We start from the raw sequence: 19,562 nt of genomic DNA on the forward strand, positions 1-19,562 counted from the left end.
CCATAGACGAGGCGTGGTGAGGTGGTGGGACCCGCCAGATCTGGCGGGCCCCACGTGGTCAGATGACGTGGATCAGCCCTTGCCCTTGATGTTGCTGGCCCAGTGCCCGATCCACTCCTCTTCGTTCTCGGCGATGCGGTCCCAGTCGACCTCCAGTTCCTTGAGTCCGAGGTCGGCGAGCCAGTCCGGTTCCGCGTCGAGTTCGATCGAGGGGATCTGGAAGTACTCCTCGGCCATCGAGGTCTGCACCTCGGAGCTCATCAGGTAGCTGATGAACGCATCCGCACCGGCTCCGTTCGGGCCATCCTTGATCTTCGCGAGGCCGTCGACCAGCATCGGGGCGCCCGAGGCGGGAACCACGGCATCGAACATGGGGAAGTCGCCGTGCTTCTGCAGCATGATGTCCTGCAGGTTCCACAGGGAGATCGCCGCTTCCTCACGGCTGACGCGCTGGTACATGTCCGTGGGGTTGGCCGCGTACGTGGCGGTGTTGACGTCAAGCCTCGTGAGCCACTCATACCCGGGCTCCGGGGAGCCCTCCTGGTCGTAGAGACGGTCGATCATGGAGCAGTAGATCGCGCGCATAGTCCCGGACGCCTCGACGTCACGGATCACGATGTTGCCGGCGTACTGCTCCTCGAGCAGGTCGTCCCAGTCTGCTGGGACCTCGTCACCGCTGATCATGTCGGTGTTGATCAGGAACAGCTCGGCCAGCAGCATCTCGCCGATCCACAGCCCCTCGGGGTCGCGATAGTTCTCCGGGATCGCGTCGATGACCTCCTGCGGAGCCGGGGCGAGAACACCGTCGGCCGCTCCCTGGGAGAGCTGCTGGCGGGTTCCTCCCCACCAGATGTCGCCCTGTGGGTTGGTGCTCTCCGCGCGGACTCGCTCGAGAGCTTCCTGCGCACCGAGCGTGAGGATGGTGGCCATGCCCTCCCAATCGGGATTGGCGGCCTCGAAATCGGCCACGACCTTGTCTGCGAGTTCGCTGTCGCGGGCGGTGTAGATGGTGAACGGGGCAGGGCCTCCGTCGGCGCCACCATCCGAGCCGCTGTCGCCGCCGCCTCCGGCGCCGAGGCCGCATGCGGCCAGCGCGGCGGTGGTCCCGACGAGCGCGGTTCCCTGCAGGTACTTGCGTCGGTTCAACATGAGTTCTCTCCTTTGAGCGGTGATTCCGGGTTCTGCGTTCAGATGGTGGGGAGCGGCTGATCGGTCGCTCCGTCCTCCGACAGGGCGGAGGGCGAGTCCGTTGCACGGGAAGAGCCCTCGGGCGGCTCTGAGCGATGGTCCGTGACGGGCAGGAAGATCCACGGCGCGCCGTGCAGATGCGCGATCGCGCCGCTCACGATCGCTCCTTCTCCGAGCTCGGCGAAGCAGATCTCCACGGGCGAGGGGCATCCGTCCAGCACGTGCGCGGTCAGGCGCTCACGCGACTGTGGGCAGAGCACTGAGGCATCCCCGGCGAAGACGATGCGGCCAGGGTTGACCACGCAGGTGAGCACGAAGGCCGGGTACGCCCATGCCGCCAGAGCGTCCTCGAGCAGCTGCTGCGCCTCTGCGGTCGCGCTCTGCTCCAGTGCGGTGATCACATGCTGGTCTCCGGCATCGATGCCGATCTTCTCGGCCTTCGCGCACAGCGCGGGCACGGACCAGTCGGCCTCCAGAGGGCCGATAGCGCTGTTGCGCTCAGCAACTGCACCCTTCCACGGGAGGAAGCCGATCTCACCCGCAGACCCAGTGGCACCGCGCCGCACGTTCCCGTCGAGGACGAGCGCGCCCCCGATGCCGTCGCCGATGTAGATGAGGCCGAAGTCGCCGCCGTCCTTGGCCGCCCCCTCCATGGACTCCCCCAGAGCGAGCAGGTTGACGTCGTTCTCCGCGAAGGTGTGCAGGCCGGAGGTCTCGGCGACGACGTCCTGAACGCGGCGAGCCGTCAGGTCACCCAGAGCCGGCGCGAGGGAGACGTCGCCCTCTGCAGAGACGACTCCGGGCAACGAGATCACCGCACAGCTCGACGGTGACTCCGAGACGCCCTGCAGCGCAGTGATGGCATTCGCGACGGAGCTCAGCGGCTCTCGCGGGTCGAGACGTCGACGCACCTGGGCGTGGACCGTCGCGGCGAGATCGACCTGGCGCGCGACCACGTGCCCAGCGTCCACGGACAGCAGCATGAGCAGCACGCTGCGACGATCGAACTCGAGCAACGTGCGCCGACGGCCACCTGTGGACCGTCCACGTCCGGTCTCCCTGACGTGACCGGAGCGAATCAGGGTGCGGATCGACCCGGTCATCGATGACTGCGAGCAGCCCGTTATCTCGGCGAGCTCCGTGCGCGACATCGTCCCGTGCTCGAGCAGAGCGCTCACGACGCTCTCGAGGCGTCGGAGCCCCTGAGCGCCGTTCATCGCAGTGCTGGTCGTCGTCGACATACTTTCTTTATAGCCTGTAGAAAGCGGCTCCGCAACTGATCTCGGGCTCCGATTCGGTTTCGTGACCATCCTGAACCTACTGGTGTCCTGTGTGGCCGCACGTCGGTGGCCGTGGGTGCACGCCGACTTTCTTTGGAAGATGAAATATGAGCTGACGCACTTCGATGGAGTTTTCCGGGCATGGAACGTTACGAGCTGAAAGCACATCACTGCTGGTCAGTCTGCAGAACTCCGAGAGAGCGAACCCTCCGCGCTGCGGAGCGGGATACGAACGCTCACCGCGCGGTGGTCGATCGGTCGCGAACCCTTCCCTCGCCGAGCCCCCGAGCCCCGCCCAGAGGGCGTATCGCGGCCATCGTTGCCTTCGAGAACGAGGAGCAATCCACCGGATTCCAGGGGGAGATCGGCGGTGCCGCGCGGCACGGCCAGGAGGTCCCCTTCGAACGGCTCGAGGGTCCCTGCTCGCTGGTCCCAGCTCTCGGACTCGGTGAAGCTGGCGTTCCGTCTGGACGGGCACCCGTTCACTGAGCCCTGCCCCTTCACCCAGTCCCTCGGCGAGGCGGTCGTCGTGCGGGGCGCGACCCTGCGCACCGGGTTGGAGGTCACCGACATCTCCTCCATCCGGCGCCCACTGATCTCGCTATCCAACGGCGAGCTCCTCATCGCGGACGTCGCCGTGATCGCCGCCGGCGCCTGGCTATCCCGCCTCGCGGAGAAGCTCGGAGTGCGCACCCTGGTCCAGGCGGGGCGCGGCTACTCCTTCTCCGTCTCGACCGAGCAACCCACGGAGCATTCCAACTTCCCGCACCAGCGACTGGCCTGCACCCCGTACCAGGGCCGCGTCCGCATCGGCGGGACGATGGACTTCCTCGGCCCCGACGAGCCGTTCCGACCCCGACGGGTCCAGGGAATCGTCTCCGCGGCCCGCGGCCTCTTCACCGGGATGGATCTGGATGATCGTCAGGATGATTGGGGGGAATCCGCCCGGTCGCGCCCGACGGCAAGCCCCTGATCGGCCCCACCCAAGTGCCGAATAACCTGGTCGGACAGCCCTCGTCCCAGCATTCGGAAGGGCTCGTCTCATGAGCAGACGGCGCTTCCTTCACCTCACCACGATTGCCGCAGTCGGCGGGCTCCTCAACACCTGCGGCCCCACCGATACGGAGAACAGCCCGATGACCGCCGAAGAGATCCTCGCCGCAGCCGGATTCACTGCACCTGCGCTCGACGCGGACACTGCCGACGTCCCGCTGGAGGGCGACGAGGTGTGGAGCAATGTGGTGACGTTCTCCGGCACCAGCTCTGAGGTGGAGGCATGGGTCTCGGAGATTTTCCCCAGCGGCATCGAGTCCAAGGCTTTCAAAGATGACATGGCGACAGCGGTCGAGCGGCTCGGCGCCGGGGTGCAGAAGAAGGACGACCGCATCGCTGAGGGCGTCGAGGGCTCCGTCGCATTCCTCGTGGTGTTGGGACAGGGGGAAGAGCCCCAAGTGCACGTCGCCGTGCGGCGCACCGGGCGCTGACCCCCGCCTCGGGCGTCAGCAGACGTCCCTGACGCCGCAACGTGAGCCAGATTTCGTTAATCGCTTGACGTACCCTTGGCGCCCCCGTACTGTTTCGACCAGTCCCGAAATGGAGGTCCGACATGCGAGCAACCCTGCGTGACGTCGCCGAGCGCGCCGACGTGTCCACGGCCACCGTCTCCATGGTCCTCCGCGACCTCGCCGAAGGTCGCGTGTCCGAGGAGACTGCGGAACGAGTCCGTGTCGCCGCAGCAGAGCTCAACTACGTGAGCAACGGGCATGCCGCCTCTCTGCGCACCAAGCGCACGCCGACCGTCGGTTTCATCTCCGACCGGATCGCCACCACGGGGCACGCGGTGAAGATCATCCGCGCCGCGAGTGACACCGCTCGCCAGTACGGCCACACCCTGCTCATGCTCAACAGCGGAGACGACCTCGCGGACGAGATCGAGGCGATCAAGGAGCTGCGGCGCGACGGCATCGACAGCGTCGTCTACGCCCGCATGGAGCACCAGCACGTCACCCTCCCCGCCGGCCTTCCGGACAACGTGGTCATCGTCGACGGGGTCAGCGACGACCAGAGCGTTCCCGCCATCGTGCCCGATGAATCGCAGGGCGCCGAGGACGCAACCCGCCATCTCGTCGATCTCGGACATCGCCGTATCGGGCTCCTCAACGAAGACGTGTCGTACTCCCTCGCCGCCAGACTGCGGCTCCAGGGGTATCAGCGTGCCCTGGAGCGCCACGGCCTGGACCTTGATCCCGCGCTCGTCGTCACCGCGAAGAATTCACCGGACACCGCGGACGTGGGCGCCGCGACGCTGCTGGACCAGGCCTCCCCCACCGCCGTCCTGTGCTTCAACGACGAGATGGCCACCGGGGTGTACCGCGTCGCCCGCCGTCGCGGGCTGTCGATCCCCGATGACCTGTCAGTCGTGGGCTTCGACAATCTCGAGCTGGTGGCCACCCTGGTCGACCCGCCGCTGACGACCGTGCGCCTGCCCCACGAAGAAATGGGCGAATGGGCGGTGAGGACCCTCCTCGACGACTCCTTCCGCACGCACGACCGCTCCCCGAGCGGCCCGACGCTGCAGGCCGCCCCCCTCGTCATCCGCCACTCCACCGCGCCGCCCTCCGAGCGGCGCGCTCCGCGCCCGTCAGCAGACCACATCACCGCCTGAACTCCCGATGGAGGCGCCACTGCACAGACCTACCTCGAAGACCGACATTCGTTAATCGATTAATCCTCGCGGGCTCCGCCCGCATTCACAAAGGAGTGACCCATGAAGCGCCGAAACCTACTGCTCTCCGCTGCTGTCTCCGCCCCTCTGCTCGCGCTCGGCGCGGCCTGCTCGTCCTCGACGAGCAGGGGCGGAGGGTCCGGGGACACGATCACGATGTGGACGCACAACGGTGGGAACGCCGAAGAGCTGGCCGTCGTCGAGAAGGTCGTCGAGGACTTCAACGCCCAATCCGAGAAGCAGATCGCGATCGAGTCCTTCCCCCAGGCCTCCTACAACGACGCCATCGTCGCCGCCGCGGCCTCTGGCGACCTGCCGGACATCCTGGACCTCGACGGACCGATCATGCCGAACTGGGCCTGGTCCGGTTACCTCGCTCCCCTCGAGATGGATCCCGCGGTGATCGACGCGATGCTGCCGACCACCGTCGGACGCTTCCAGGACCAGATCTACTCCGTCGGTCCCTACGACACGGCGATGGCCGTCCTCGCGCGGAAGTCCGCGCTGGAGGCTGCGGCGGTGCGGATCCCCGAGATCGACACTCCCTGGACGCTGGAGGAGTTCAATGACGCGATGGCAGCGCTCAGCGAGCTCCCGGACTACGAGTTCGGGATCGATCTGGGCGTCTCGGAGACGGCAGAGTGGTGGTCCTACGCGTACTCGCCGATGCTCCAGAGCTTCGGCGGCGACCTGATCGACCGTGACACCTATTTGAGCGCCGACGGGGTCCTGAACGGGCCGGAGGGCATCGAGTTCGGCGCCTGGTTCCAGTCCGTCTTCGAGAAGGGCTGGGCTAGCAAGACCCCGACCACCGGTGGCGCCGACTTCGGCCAGGGCGTCGTCCCGATGTGCTGGGCGGGCGGCTGGCAGGTGCTGACCGCCCAGGAAGCGCACGGGGCCGACGATGTGCTGATCCTGCCGCCGCCGGATTTCGGCACCGGGCCGCGCACCGGGGCAGGGTCCTGGCAGTGGGGCATCTCCGCGGACAGCCCGCACATCTCCGAAGCGTCCGAGTTCCTCTCTTTCCTGATGCAGGACGAGTATCTGGTCGCCTATTCGGATGCCACGGGCAACTTCCCCACGACGGCCTCTGCGGTGGAGAAGTCCGAGAACTATCGTCCAGGCGGGGCCCTGGAGCCGATCTACGAGGTCTCGACGAAGTACGCGCAGGTCCGCCCCGAGACTCCGGCCTACCCCGTGATCTCCAGCGTCTTCGACAAGGCGATGCACGACATCATGGCCGGCGCCGATGTGCAGGAGTCGCTGGACCAGGCGGTGTCCGACATCGACGCCAACATCGCATCCAACGACGGATACGGGTTCTGACCGCTGCCCACCCTGCGCGGCCGGCCTTTTTAGACGGCCGGCCGCGAGGAAGGAAGAGTTCGCCATGACCGTATCCACTCGCAGCACGCGCCGAGGGACTCTCAGATCCGAGGAACGACAGGCCTGGGTGCTGGCCGCCCCCGCCCTGATCCTGCTGACCATGTTCCTCGTGATCCCCATCCTGATCACCTTCGGGCTCTCGTTCACCAACGCTCGCCTGATCTCACCGAATCCGCCCTCGTTCCGCGGCGTCGACAACTTCGTGCGAGCCTTCCAGGACCCGACCTTCCTGCGCTCGATCCTGAACACTTTCGTCTTCGCCGCCGTGGTGGTGCCGATCCAGTCCGGGCTCGCGCTCGCGATCGCCCTGCTGGTCAATGCGAAAGTGAAGGGCACGGCCGCGTTCCGCACACTGATCTTCATGCCCGTGGTGACGTCCATGGTCGTCGTGTCCGTGCTGTGGAGCTTCATGTATCAGCAGAACGGCCTGATCAACCAGGCGCTCGAACAGCTGACAGCGGGGCGCTGGGAATCGTTCGGCTGGCTCCAGGACGAACGGACGGCGCTCGCAGCCGTCATCCTCCTCTCGGTATGGCAGGCGTTCGGCATGCACATGATCATCTGGCTCTCCGGGCTGCAGATGATCGACCCTGCGCTGTACGAGGCCGCCGCGCTCGACGGGGCCTCGTACTGGCACAGCTTCCGTCACGTCACCTGGCCAGGTCTGCGTTCGACGATGGTCTTCATCCTGATCACCATCACGATCGCCGCACTCGGACTGTTCGTGCAGATCGACGTGATGACCCAGGGCGGGCCCCAGGACTCGACGTCCACGATCGTGTACCACGCCGTGCGCAAGGGCTACCGCGAGCAGGACATGGGATACGGCGCTGCGCTCTCCCTCATCTTCTTCGTGATCGTCCTGGCCATCTCCCTGATCCAGCGCCGGATCACCCGCGACAAGGACTGAGCGATGACCACTTCACCACGCACCAGCGGCCTCGCCCGCAATCGCCGTCGTCACAAGCTCCTCATCTACGTGGGGCTGATCGCTGCGACGCTGTTCACCAGCCTCCCCATCCTGTTCATGGTCGTCTCCAGCCTCAAGCCGGAGACGCAGATCTTCGCCGACCTGCGGTCGATCCGCGCGTTCCTGCCGATCGGAGATGTGTCGCTGGACAACTACTCCGGTGTGATGGATCGCGTCCCCGCAGTACGGTTCATCGCCAACTCGCTGCTCGTCACCGCCTTGATCGTCGGGATCGGTCTGATCGTCAACTCGATGATCGGCTTCGCGATCTCTCGGATGCGCTGGCGGGGCAAGGGGCTCATCCTCAGCCTCGTGCTCGCCACCTTGATGGTTCCCTTCGAGGCGATCGCCGTCCCGATGGTCTTCTGGGTCTCCAAACTTCCTCTGCTCAGCTGGGAGGGCGACGGATTCCTGCTGTCGCAGGGAATGCTGAACAGCTACTCGGTGCAGGTCCTGCCATTCATCGCGAACGCGCTGGGCATCTTCCTGTTCGTCCAGCAGTTCAACGACATCCCCCGCGAGCTGGACGAGGCCGCCCGGATCGACGGGGCGAGCTGGTTCGGGATCTACCGCCGGGTGATCGTCCCGCTGTCCGGCCCGACGTTCGCGACCGTCGCCATCATCACCATGCTCCCCGCGTGGAACCAGTACCTGTGGCCTCTGATGGTCGTGCAGCAGGAGGAGCTGCGGCCATCGTCCGTCGGGATGCAGTACTTCTTCCAGCTCAACACCGCCTGGGGCGAGGTCATGGCCTACGCGACGATGATCACGCTTCCCGTGCTCATCGTGTTCTTCCTCTTCCAGCGCACCTTCGTCACCTCTATCTCCGCCTCTGGGCTGAAAGGCTGATCCATGCTGCACCTTCCTGATCATTGGGTCTGGGACCACTGGTACCTCGACACCGCAGAGGAGCACCATCTCTTCTTCCTGCGTGCCTCCCGCGCGTTGCACGATCCGGACCGGCGCCATCATCGCGCCGGGATCGGGCACGCGATCGAGAACGGCCAGGGCGGATGGGACCTGGTGGCCGATGCGCTCGTGCACTCCGACTCGCCGGCGTTCGACTCCTTGGCCTGCTGGACGGGCAGCGCCATCGAGCATCCCGACGGTGGCATCCGCCTGTTCTACACCGGAGTGAGCCGGGAGGAGGGCGGAACCGTCCAGCGCATCGGCTGGGCCGACTCCGAGGACGGCAGGACCTTCCACCGCACAGCCCCCGCCCCGCTCGAGGCCGACCCCCGCTGGTACGAGACCGATCCGGCGTCGGCCGGAGAAGTGCACTGGCGCGATCCGTTCGTCTTCTCCGACGGCAACGGCACCTGGCACATGCTCATCACCGCACGCATGAACACGGGCCCGGTCGGCGGGCGGGGAGTCGTCGGATACGCCACCAGCGACGATCTCGAGACGTGGCACGTGAAGCCGCCCCTCAGCGACCACGCTGGGTTCTGGCACCTGGAGGTGTGCCAGCAGTTCACCGTGGATGGCGCGCACTGGCTGATCTTCTCCTGCCCTCCCGACCAGGCCCCCGAGGGGCTGGGTTCCGAGGCCGGCAGCGGCATCTGGCTCGTTCGCGGCAGCTCCTCTCTCGGGCCATGGGACTTCCCCGGTGCCGTGCAGGTCGGGCCTGCCGACTACTACGCGGGCCAGGCGCTGCCGCGTGCAGACGGCACGGTGTCGCTGTCTGGATTCCGCAACATGGTCGACGGAGGCTTCCGTGGCGACATCGGAGAGCTGGTCCCGCTGACCCTGCCTGGCTGATCCGAGCAGTTCGCACTTCCGTGTCGAGCCCCGACCCCTCCTGTCAGGGGCCGGGTCTCGACAGCAGTACGACACGGCCCCAGCCTCTCGGGCAGTCGAGTGAGTATTCCTCGCCGTGGGTGGCACCTGATATTGCCGTCGGGCGCCATTGGTCCCCGCCGATGTGGGGACGATCCCGTCAACCTCGCCTCGATCCCGCTTGTCAGCCAGCACCGACAAGCACTAGTGTCACCTACGACAGGTGGAACATGTGTGACACCTGAAGAGAGAGTCAGATGAAGACCATCAGCAATACCCCCATGCCCGCATCCCAGCTCGATCAGCTCGAGGAGCTCGCCCACGCGGCTCCTGCAGAGCTCCACGATGTGCTGAATTCGCTCGTCGCGAGCTTGCGCGAAGGCGACGAGATCGTCGCCGTTGATCCGCAGAAGGCGATCACTCCGAGCCAGGCGGCGAAGCACCTCGGGATGAGCCGCACCCACCTCTACAAGCTGCTGGACAACGGCACCATCGAGTTCCATCGAGTCGGTCGCGACCGTCGCATCTTCCTCCGTGACCTGAAGCAATTCGCTGTCCAACGCGATACCGAGCGTCGAGATCTCGCCGAGCGCTTCTCTTCTCAGGACCGCGATCGATCCGCAGCGGTCGACGAGATCGTGGATCTCCTCTGACCCGGGGCTTGTCTGCGCGGTGCGGCATGATGCTGTCATGTCCCGACGAGCTCGCCCGACGCTTCGTGTGCTTCGAGAAGATCTAGCCAGCGAGTGGAACGAGCCTTTCGTACTCCGCGCCCTCGAAGCTGGGGAGATCAGTGCCGTTCAGCCTCTGAGCGCGTTGCAGCACCCGATCCTTCGAAAGGCCTCCGACTCCTTCGGCGACGACCCGGCGCAGGATTCCTCCCTGGGTCCCATCGCCTCGGTGAGCAGCGAGGTGCTGCTCGAGATCAAACACGGGCAGTGGCGGGCAGGGGTATGGATTGACGGAGGCGCCTGCTGGGTAGTCGTCGCTGGTCTCGCCAAGGGTGGCCACAAAGATCGCGACGACTTCTACAAGCGGCTCGAACGCCTCGAAGTGGCGCAGTCGATCCCTGGCCTGCTTCCCGGTGATCGGGACCGCGACCTTCTGCAGCGTGAACGTGCGGACGCGGTCATCTCCGCGTGGCAGCTTCGGAACCAGGAGCAGATCGTCGACACGTTGACCACGGTGCTGGAAGGCGGCACTGGAACTCTCACCATCAAGTCCCCCATCCATGACTCCAGTGCAAGCTTCGCCATCGTCCACCTCACGGTCGCGATCTCCGACGAGCCAGGCGACCGCTACGAGGACGTCGTGGTCGAGATCGACTTTGCCGACAGATGGAAGAACTCGGCGTTGGTGTGGCCATTCACCATGCAGCTTCTCGCAGCGATCAGTCCACCGGAGCAAGGATGGGACGTCGGCGGTGGCATCTACTCGAACCTTCTGGAGACGGGCGCGCTCGCGAAGCAGCATGCGACTCTGCGCGATCTGACCGCTCGTCACGAGATAGCGACGACGGCTTCCGGCAAGACCGCACACTATGCGCACCGACGCAATCTCGCCGAGCAGACCGTCGAGGGTCGTGCGTTGCGGGCGCTCTGCGGGGTGTACTTCGTGCCGAGGCAGGACACCGAATCGCTGGATAGATGCCCGGCTTGCACTGCCTTGTATATGGAGGTCTCCAGCCGATAGCAGGGCTACACCACTTCCCTGGGCTTGACCGGTTCTCGTCCCGCTTCCTCGCCCCGTCGACCTGCAGCTGATGGAATATCCCCATGAGCCCACGCCGCCACGATCGCAATCCGCTCGGGCAGGGCGCCGCCCGCCACCGCGCGAGCCGCCGTGCACCGCACCCCACGACGCCCGCCTCCTCCCCCGTCGAACCGGCGGCGGAGAACCCCTTGATCCAGGTGCTCCGCCCGGCGCTGCGCTCCGACGATCCCACCGCGTTCTGGGTCGCCGCAGCGCCGCTGGTCACGGAGATCGCGGACCTGCGCCACCATCCTGAGGAGCTGCCCGAGGGGGTGGACCTGCTGGACACCTTCCTCGAGATCAACGTCGCCGAGACCACCGCGCTGCTGCACATGGTCGCGGTGATGTGCCCCGATGAGGAGCTCCGCTCCCGGGCGCGGGTGGGAGTGTCCGCGCGTCGTCAGCCGATGCCGCCGCAGGTCTCCGGGCTCGCGCAGGCCACCGTCACCGAGGCGGTCGCCTTCTCCGACGGTGCCGGGGAGAACCTGATGGTGGAGTTGGCCCTTCCCCGCGGCGTACGGGCCGTGCTCATCACCTACATCCCGTGGAGCCCGGCGCCGTACGTGAAGGACGCCTTCGTGATCGGCGAGTCGCTGGACGGGGTCACTTGCAAGTACCGGGAGATCATGGCGAGGGACGGGGTCTCCCTGGACGAGGTGCTCGAGACCGTCACCGCTGCGGACGCGCGCGCCCGCTTCAGCCTGGCCCTCGCCAATACTCCGGCGGATGCGGAACAGTCCGCCGACTGGGAGCAGTGGCCGATGCTGCGGCCCTTCGTGGACTTCGTCGTGGGCCTCATGCCGGAGGGCGGGACAGGGTATGACGAGAACGCCGTACAAGGCGTCCCCGGCGGCGCCTCGCTGCCGGTCCCCGAGCAGCCGCCGTGGATTCTTGAGGACGGCACCGATCTGGTCGAGGAGTTCACGAGCTCCGCGCACGCCGCCAGCCTGGAGCGGGGCAAGGAGTTGGAGGATCTGACCGCCTACTTGATGATCCTGCTCGATGCGAGCTTCGGCGATCCGCTGGGCTGGGATCCGGAGCTTGCCGAGTGGGTCGTCTCCGAGGTCCTTCCGGCAGTGCCGATGCTCCCGGAGACGGCAGTGGAGAGAATCCCCTCCACCCTGCCGGCGCTGGTCGCCTGGTCCCTCGAACGCAAGGGTGAGGAGCCGGCCATCATCGCGCGGACGCTGTCCGTGATCGCGCCGCTGCTCGAGGAGTTCCCGGCTCGTCGCGCTGATCCGCGGGTGCGCGCGCGGCGGCTCGAGGAGCAGGTCGATTTCGCGCTCGAGCTCGAGGACCCCACTGCACTGCGCCTGGCGGATCTCGCCCTGCGCGCCGGCGGCTTCGAGATGCTCGCCGTGCTCGACACCGCGCCGCTGCCTGCGGAGGAGCTCGCGCTCGAGCAGGTCGCCGAGGATCTGCAGGGCCTCGCCGCCGAGATCGACGCGCACCTGGTCGAGGGGGTGAGCGCACTTCTCGAGCAGCAGCCCGGATCCGCTGCGCTCGACGAGGTCCTCACAGCGTGCCGCCGCCTGCTGGTGCGCATCGCCCAGCTCGATGATGCGGTGCTGCGACGGAAGGCGAGCACCCGCAACACTGCCGCGGCGATCGTCTCGCTCATCGCCCGTGGCAACGACCTCATGGGGTATTCACCGGCCCCCTTGCACGAGAAGGACCTGCGGCGTGCCTTCGAGCTGCGCAGCGCTCCGAGCCAGCGGGCGCGAAGCCTGATGGAGGCCGCGGCGCTCCCCCATCACTACGCCGGCATCGCCCTCGCCGACCCCGAGCTTCTTCTCGGCACGACCCGGGCGGAGCTCCTGCGGGTGCGGGGCTCGCTGTAGGAGCAGGATGCGCTGACCTCCATCCGGACGAACGGGACGTCACGCCCGAGAACTGATGCGTCTCCAGGGCGAGCTCATACCCCGCCGAGTCGGTGCCATCGGGCGCCCCGACCGGTCCCTTCCGAACGGATCCGCCCCTCCTTGCGCAGTGCATCCAGCACCAGGCGGATCGTCTGGTCGCTGACGCCGGGAAGAGCTGCACGCACGTCACCGATCGCGAAGAACTCCGGGGCGTGGTCCAGCACGAACTCACGAACACGGTCCTGCTTGCTACCCGTCGAGCGATCAGAGGCTGCCCCTACCTCGAAGCGCTGGTACGCGTCCGTCAGCAGGGACACGAAGTAGTTGAGCCACGGCCAGACATCGTGCTCGTTGTCGTGCCACCCATGGGTGGACTCCAGCAGGCGCGCGTAGTACTCGTCGGACGACTCCGCGATCAGCTGCTCCAGAGAGACGTACCGGCCGATCCCGTATCCCGCCTCGGCCAGCAGTGCATTGGTGAGGACGCGGGCCACACGTCCGTTCCCGTCGTCGAACGGGTGGATCGTGAGCAGGTCCAGGACGAGCAGCCCGATCAGCAGCACTGGGTGGTGGGAGTCGGCGGTGCGGGCTTCGCGGTAGCCCTTCAGCAGCTCTTCCACGTACTGAGCGGTGTGGACAGCAGGAACCGGGGTGAACCGGATGCTGCGGGACCCGTCCTCGTTTCGATCGACGACCAGGTTGTCGCTGCTCTTGAGGTCCCCGCCCTTGCCAGGGGTCTCGGAGAAGAGCAGTCGGTGCAAGTGCAGGATCAGCCCAACGTTGAGGGGGCGCCAGTCCTCCGCGAAGAGATAGTCGAGAGCGGCCCGATACCCGGCGAATTCCTGCTCGCTGCGGGAGCGGAGGCCTCGTGCCGAGCCATCGATGATCTTGGCGGCACGGGTCTTGTCGGGCACCAGCACTCCCTCCATCGCGGAGGACGCAGTGATGGACTGGACTCGTGCTCGTGCGGCCAGGGCCGTGAGCAGCTCGGGGAGCTGATTCGCATAGAGCTCCTCGCGTCCGCGCCCGGTGTCGATGCGTCTCAGCTGGCCGACGAGCGTCCCCGGGACCGTACCCAGCGTTCGCTCCAGCGGCGTGAACGACTGCAAGGTGAACCTCCAAGAGAACCAACAAACTACCTATACCGAGCTTAGATTAGCTTGTTTAGTGGATCGAAGAGCATGTTCTTCGGACTTTGCGGCGTTCCACGCATGACGGACACGAACAGCATCCGACCGTCGCGGCTCAGCTCGCGAGCTGCTCGCGGATCTTCGCCGGAGGCATCCGCCGTGTCCAACCGGGTCACCGCCCACGCCGGACCACCCTTGACCCTGGGACCCACCGGGGCAACGATGCTGGCAGGACGAGAGGACAGCCATGAGGATCGCGGTCGCCGGGGGCACCGGAGTTGTGGGACAGAAGGCGGTCCAGGCCGCGCAGGCGCAGGGCCATGACGTCGTGGTCCTCTCCCGCAGCGAGGGCGCGGACGTCTTCACGGGCGCCGGGCTCGAGGAGCATCTGGAGGGCGTCGACGTGGTCGTGGACGCGCTGAACACCCCGTCGCTCTCCCGCCGGAGGGCCATCGAGTTCTTCCGCACCACGAGCCGTCACCTGCTGGAGGCCGGGGCGCGCCGGGGCGTGGCCCACCACGTGGTGCTCTCGATCGTCGGCATCGACGGGATCGACGCGTCCTATTACGCCGGCAAGCTCGCCCAGGAGCGTGTCGTCGAGGAGTCCGGCGTCCCGCACACCATCGCGCGAGCGGCCCAGTTCCACGAGTTCGCCGAGCAGATCAGCGCCCGCACCTCCCTCGGCCCGCTCACGATCGCTCCGCGCCTGCTGGCCCGGCCCGTCGCCGCCCGCGAGGTGGGCGAGCACCTCGTCCAGATCGCCGAGGCGGCGCCGGCCGGCCGTGCACAGGACCTCGTCGGCCCCGAGGAGCACGCGCTCGCGGACATGATCCGCCGGATGCATGCGCACGACGGGACCTCTCGGCGCGTGCTCGAGATGCGCTTCCCGGGTGCCTACGGGAGCGGGCTCGCCTCCGGGGCGCTGCGCGGGGATCCGAACAGCGCCGTGCTCGGGGAGATGACCTTCGGGCAGTGGCTCGAGCAGGAGCATCGGGCGGGCTGAGCCAGGTGCCCGGGAACGGTCACCTCCCTCACGCCCACCGCTTCCGCGGCGACGTCTGCCCCACCCCCGCATTGAACATGTTCAGCGGGTCCAGCTGCCGGAAGTGCTCCACCATCGGCTCCGGAGCCGAATAGATCCGCCCGACGTTGTGCTCGGCGGGCACGGCGGCGCCGCGGCTCTGAAGCAGCGCCGTCATCTCCTGCTTCAGCGCCACCGGGTCCACGCCCTGCTTCGCGACGTGGTCCTGATGCAGCACGTGGCAGAAGAAGTGCCCGAAGTAGACGCTCTCCAGCAGCTGGTCGGCGATCTGCGGGGGCAGCACCTCCAGCCAGTCCGTATCGTCCCGGCGCAGGGCGACATCGAAGGTGATCATGGCGGAGGCCTCCGCGCGGTGCATGACGAAGTAGCGGCTGGCGGCGCTGGCCACGCCGAAGCGGATCAGCGTGGCACTCTCGGCCTCGTCGGCCTCGCACTCGAAGAATCCGCCCTCGTGCTCCGGCGCGGCGAAGAACTTCTCGAGCAGCTGCGCGGTCGCGTCCCGCTGACTCCCGCTGACCACCAGCAGCAGGTGATGCGCAAACCGGTCGCGGAACTCGACCAGGCGCGGCGGGATCTTCCCCGGGACCAGCGCGAACAGCTTCTGGGAGATCGCATCTGCGACCGACGGACCCAGTCCCGGCACCTTCGCGAACACGCCGTTCGCCCAGCTCTTCAGCGCGAACATGCGCACCAGGGTGCGGGAGCCGGCGTGCTTGAGGGAGACGTACGTGTCCTTGCCATACGTCAGGGCCAGGTCGACGGCGTGCGCGCTCAGGTACTCCCCGGAGATCGGCAGCGGCCCGTCGGCGGCGAGGAAAGCGCGGCGCAGTCCCTCGAGATCCGCGGGATCGTCGGCCCCGATGTAGAAGGTCGCCTTGTCCGCCTCGAACGGGAACGTGCGGGTTCGCACCGCGAACACCATCAGCTTCCCGGCGCAGCCCGAGGCCTCGTGGAGGAACGTCGGATCCGCGTTGAAGCGGGCCGGGGTGTCTGCGAGCTGGCGCACGTGCTCGGCGTAGGCGGTGCCGGTGGAGTCCGGCGGTGGCGGGGTGACGTCGGCAGCGTCCCACTGCCCGCGCTGCAGCCGGTCCAGAGAACGGGAATCGTCGATCACCTCTCCTGAGCGGCGACCGTGCCGCGATCGAACAGAACCCCAGGCGTCAGCTCCACGCGACTCGTCACTGCTCTGAGTTTCTTCGAGCAGCCGCGCCATCCATGCCGTGGAAGGACGCCTCGTCACACGCCGAGCAGTTCGGTGATCTGCTCCGCGTCCAGTGCACTGCTCACTCCGGCGTCGGGGTCCATCACCGAGGAGATCAGCTCGCGTTTGGTCTGCTGCAGCGCGAGCACTTTCTCCTCGATGGTCTGGGCTGAGACAAGTCGGTAGACGCTGACCGTGGATGCTTGTCCGATCCGGTGGGTGCGATCGATCGCCTGCTCTTCGACCGCGGGATTCCACCAGGGATCCAGCACGAACACGTAGTCCGCTTCGATGAGCGTGAGTCCGGAGCCACCGGCCTTGATGCTGATGAGGAACGCTTCGTGGTCTCCGGTGCGGAACTCGTCGATCACCCGTTCACGGTTCCGGGTCGAGCCATCGAGATACGCGGTGGCGATCCCGCGCTGCTCGAGGATCTCCCGGATGGTGCGCAGGTGGCTGGTGAACTGGCTGAACACCAGGGCGCGGTGCCCTGATCCGCGGAGTGCCTCGAGGCGGTCGGCGAGCTCTCGTGCCTTCGCCGAGGGTGCCGCCACCGTTCCGGGGTCGGTGGCGAGCAGCCGCAGCCGGGTCAGCGCCGCGAGGATCTCGACCCGGTTGCCGTCGGGGTCATCGAGCAGACCCAGCACCCGCTGCCGTTCCTTGTTCAGCGCGGTGGTGTACCGGGTGATGTGCTGCGGATGCAGCGGGAGGGAGAGGGTGTTCTCGAGCTTGGGCGGCAGATCCTGGGCGACGAGCTCCTTGGTGCGGCGCAGCAGGAGGGGCGCGAGACGGCGGCGCAGCAGCGCGAGCTTCTCCGGGTCGGTGCCCCGTTCGATCGGCCGGCGCCAGTCGGTGGTGAAATCCTTCAGCGAGGGCAGCAGACCGGGGGCGGCCAGCGCCACCAGTGCCCAGAGATCCTGCAGGGAGTTCTCCACCGGGGTGCCGGTCACCACGAAGGTCACGTCCCGATGCTGCTCCCGAAGCGCGCGGTGCAGTTGTGAGGCGGGGTTCTTCGCGGCCTGGGCCTCGTCGAGCACGAGTGCGGCCCACTCCACCTGCTGGTAGCGCTCACGGTCCAGGCGCAGCAACTGGTGGGAGACGACGATGACGTCACTGTCCTCGAGCTCCAGCTCCTTCGTGAGGCGCGAGGTGATCACGGTGACCCGCAGGTCGGGCACGAACTGCGCCGACTGTGCCGCCCAGGTGCCGAGCACGGATCGTGGGGCGACGACCAGCACCGGCCGCGGATCCGTGCGTCGATGACGGCGGATCGCGGCGAGCAGCTGGAGCGTCTTTCCCAAGCCCATGTCATCGGCGAGAACCCCGCCCAGGCCGAGGTCCCATCGGGCGCTGAGCCAGCGGTAGCCCTCCAGCTGGTAGGGCCGCAGCTCCGCGTGCACTGCGCTGTCGAGCGGTTCAGCGGAGAGATCCCGTGGCTGGATCCCCGTCAGCAGAGCACGCCAGCGGGCGGAGTCCGCCTCGAGGCCCTCCAGTTCGGCGACCTGCTCGAAGGCGTCGAGGTCGTGGCGGCTGAGGCGCACGCGCTGCTCATCGGGAAGTGCCGCTGCGGAGTCGAGCAGGGTGCGGAGCTTTCGCATCTCCTCCGTGTCGAGGTCGATGTATTCGCCACCGGCGACGAGATAGCGCTGCTGAGAGCGCAACGCCTGGATGAGTGCGGCCAGCGGAAGCTCCTGGCCGCCCACGGTGACGGTGCCGTCGAGGTCCAGCCAGTCCCGGCCCGGTCCCGGACCCAGGTCCCAACGGATCGCGGCGGTGCCCTCTGCCAGCTCGAGCTCGCGGTCCACCTCCATGCACGCGTGCTCGTGGGCGTCCAGCGGCTCACGGACCGTACGCAGCACGGTGCACGCCTCGGCGAGGGTGAGCGTGCGCGGGGTGAGACTCAGCCACTGCGAGAGGTCCTCGATCTGCGCGCTCAGCGTCTCCAACAGCTCGAGCTCTTCCTCCAGCCGCCGTCCGCCTTCGACCTGCGGGGCGAAGGCGGACCTGGCGCTGCCCTCCTGCGATGCTCTGCCGTACTCCCATTCCCAGCTGAGCAGGGCCCGGTGCGGGTCGAGGCTCTCGAGCGTTCCGCACAGTCGCAGAGGCAGGGTGGCGGCGCGAGTCGCATCGACGTCCCCGACCAGCTCCACCGCCGGGACTGCGGCCACGCGCGGCAGGGCGGTGCGGGAGAACTCCGCGATCTCGCTCTCCGGCACCCACACCGCGGCTGCGGCGAGCAGGGCGAGGGCGTCGCGATCCTGCACGAGCCGATGGAGCACCACCTGGTCGGCGTGGACGGCCAGCACGCTGTGGAGCGGGGTGCCCATCGCCCGCCAGTGGCTCGGTGCACCGCCGGGGAAGGCGGGCCGCCCGTTCAGCAGCATCCCCTCGGCCACGCGCTCGACGTGCAGCTCCACCCCGACATCGTCCGTGGCTAGCTCCACCCCGGGGTCGGTGCCGATCTCGAGGCCTGCCTTCCGTGCCTCGTCGATGAGTGTCCAGAGTTCGGGCCCCAGCAGGTCCAGAGGCACTCCCGGGCCGCGCCCGCGCCTCCACTGGTTCAGGGTGCGCAGCACGCTCTGCTGTGCCATCGGCAGCCGGTCCCACTCCTCGACGACGGCATCCCAGGTCAGGGTGCGATGCCAGCTTCCCTTCGCGGTACGGCGGGACGGCCGGAGCACGACCTCCTGGTGTGAAGCAGCCTCACCTGTGCCAGCGGTCAGTACGAGAGCGGTCACCACCGGACGCCGTGGCTCCGCGCCGGAACGGGTGGATGCGTGCAGGGGCATGAGCCTCCACGAGCGGCGGAAGCTGTTCTCGCTCAGGGCACGCAGCGCAGCGAGCTTGTGCCGGCATTCGCGGGCCCCGCAGGTGCAGCGATCACGCCTGCGCACGTAGACCCTCTGGTCGAGGTGCACGGTGGTGCCGTCGGGGAAGGAGAGCTCCAGCATCCCCGCCCCGCCGCCGGTCAGCAGCGGGACCTGTCCGGTGGAGAGATGCTTCCCAGCGCGTTCCCAACCCGATGGGTGCAGCCCGGCAGGATGCAGCCCAGGATCGCTCCACGCCTCCGCCACGCGCAGCAGCGCGCGCGGGTCGGTTCCGTGGACGACGGACGTCGAGGGCGGCGAAGGATGCGAGGACAGCGATCGGTGCATCCCGTCATCCTGACCCGCGGAGCCGACAGCCAAAGCAGCGGAAGGCCTGGGTGGGGACGGAGAACGGGTGGGGAGGATCGATGCTCCATCGG

Annotated in this window: 16 protein-coding genes; 11 read left to right on the plus strand and 5 right to left on the minus strand. The window is 67.5% G+C overall.

Annotated features, from left to right (window positions below; genetic code table 11):
- Positions 1-72 precede the first annotated feature (72 nt).
- On the minus strand, positions 73-1,149 hold the full coding sequence (locus tag CFK38_RS00050) for an extracellular solute-binding protein (RefSeq protein WP_096801228.1): 1,077 nt from the start codon (positions 1,147-1,149) through the stop codon (positions 73-75).
- Positions 1,150-1,187: 38 nt separating this feature from the next.
- The gene (locus CFK38_RS00055; RefSeq protein WP_096801229.1) at positions 1,188-2,429 is read right to left on the minus strand and encodes an ROK family transcriptional regulator; all 1,242 of its coding nucleotides are present in this window, start codon (positions 2,427-2,429) and stop codon (positions 1,188-1,190) included.
- A 487-nt stretch (positions 2,430-2,916) separates the two neighbouring features.
- Here CFK38_RS00055 and CFK38_RS00060 point away from each other — a divergent pair, with 487 nt between their 5' ends.
- From CFK38_RS00060 to CFK38_RS00105, 10 genes are all read left to right on the plus strand, one after another.
- Positions 2,917-3,441 carry an NAD(P)/FAD-dependent oxidoreductase gene (locus CFK38_RS00060; RefSeq protein ID WP_157773286.1) on the plus strand — a complete coding sequence of 175 codons (525 nt, stop codon included), beginning with the start codon at positions 2,917-2,919 and terminating at the stop codon, positions 3,439-3,441.
- Positions 3,442-3,511: 70 nt separating this feature from the next.
- A complete protein-coding gene (locus CFK38_RS00065) occupies positions 3,512-3,952 on the plus strand; it encodes a hypothetical protein (protein WP_096801231.1) in 441 nt (146 codons plus the stop codon).
- A gap of 122 nt (positions 3,953-4,074) precedes the next feature.
- On the plus strand, positions 4,075-5,133 hold the full coding sequence (locus CFK38_RS00070; protein WP_096801232.1) for a LacI family DNA-binding transcriptional regulator: 1,059 nt from the start codon (positions 4,075-4,077) through the stop codon (positions 5,131-5,133).
- A gap of 102 nt (positions 5,134-5,235) precedes the next feature.
- The gene (locus tag CFK38_RS00075; RefSeq protein WP_096801233.1) at positions 5,236-6,519 is read left to right on the plus strand and encodes a sugar ABC transporter substrate-binding protein; all 1,284 of its coding nucleotides are present in this window, start codon (positions 5,236-5,238) and stop codon (positions 6,517-6,519) included.
- Between the two features lie 64 nt (positions 6,520-6,583).
- Positions 6,584-7,489: a carbohydrate ABC transporter permease gene (locus tag CFK38_RS00080; protein ID WP_096801234.1), complete on the plus strand. Its 906-nt coding sequence runs from the start codon at positions 6,584-6,586 to the stop codon at positions 7,487-7,489.
- 3 nt (positions 7,490-7,492) lie between these two features.
- Positions 7,493-8,398: a carbohydrate ABC transporter permease gene (locus CFK38_RS00085; RefSeq protein WP_096801235.1), complete on the plus strand. Its 906-nt coding sequence runs from the start codon at positions 7,493-7,495 to the stop codon at positions 8,396-8,398.
- Between the two features lie 3 nt (positions 8,399-8,401).
- Positions 8,402-9,310, plus strand: a complete 909-nt coding sequence (locus tag CFK38_RS00090; RefSeq protein WP_096801236.1) for a glycoside hydrolase family 68 protein — start codon at positions 8,402-8,404, stop codon at positions 9,308-9,310.
- Between the two features lie 275 nt (positions 9,311-9,585).
- Positions 9,586-9,981: an excisionase family DNA-binding protein gene (locus CFK38_RS00095; RefSeq protein ID WP_096801237.1), complete on the plus strand. Its 396-nt coding sequence runs from the start codon at positions 9,586-9,588 to the stop codon at positions 9,979-9,981.
- Between the two features lie 37 nt (positions 9,982-10,018).
- The gene (locus CFK38_RS00100) at positions 10,019-11,020 is read left to right on the plus strand and encodes a DUF3039 domain-containing protein (RefSeq protein WP_096801238.1); all 1,002 of its coding nucleotides are present in this window, start codon (positions 10,019-10,021) and stop codon (positions 11,018-11,020) included.
- A gap of 83 nt (positions 11,021-11,103) precedes the next feature.
- Positions 11,104-12,921 (plus strand): hypothetical protein, encoded by a 1,818-nt coding sequence (locus CFK38_RS00105; RefSeq protein ID WP_096801239.1) that lies wholly within the window; start codon positions 11,104-11,106, stop codon positions 12,919-12,921.
- Positions 12,922-12,995: 74 nt separating this feature from the next.
- Here the strand turns inward: CFK38_RS00105 and CFK38_RS00110 are convergent, their stop codons facing one another.
- Entirely contained in the window at positions 12,996-14,051 is a 1,056-nt protein-coding gene (locus CFK38_RS00110) for a Fic family protein (RefSeq protein ID WP_096801240.1), read from the minus strand.
- A 268-nt stretch (positions 14,052-14,319) separates the two neighbouring features.
- On the opposite strand from CFK38_RS00110, the gene CFK38_RS00115 reads away from it, so the two are divergent.
- Positions 14,320-15,075, plus strand: a complete 756-nt coding sequence (locus tag CFK38_RS00115) for an SDR family oxidoreductase (protein ID WP_096801241.1) — start codon at positions 14,320-14,322, stop codon at positions 15,073-15,075.
- Positions 15,076-15,103: 28 nt separating this feature from the next.
- On the opposite strand, the gene dld is transcribed toward CFK38_RS00115, so the two are convergent.
- Together dld and CFK38_RS00125 are read right to left on the minus strand one after the other, a co-directional pair.
- Entirely contained in the window at positions 15,104-16,228 is a 1,125-nt protein-coding gene (dld, locus tag CFK38_RS00120; protein ID WP_245851160.1) for a D-lactate dehydrogenase, read from the minus strand.
- A gap of 122 nt (positions 16,229-16,350) precedes the next feature.
- The gene (locus CFK38_RS00125) at positions 16,351-19,470 is read right to left on the minus strand and encodes a DEAD/DEAH box helicase (RefSeq protein ID WP_096801242.1); all 3,120 of its coding nucleotides are present in this window, start codon (positions 19,468-19,470) and stop codon (positions 16,351-16,353) included.
- Between the last annotated feature and the right edge of the window lie 92 nt (positions 19,471-19,562).

Source organism: Brachybacterium vulturis (assembly GCF_002407185.1).
Lineage (GTDB): Bacteria > Actinomycetota > Actinomycetes > Actinomycetales > Dermabacteraceae > Brachybacterium > Brachybacterium vulturis.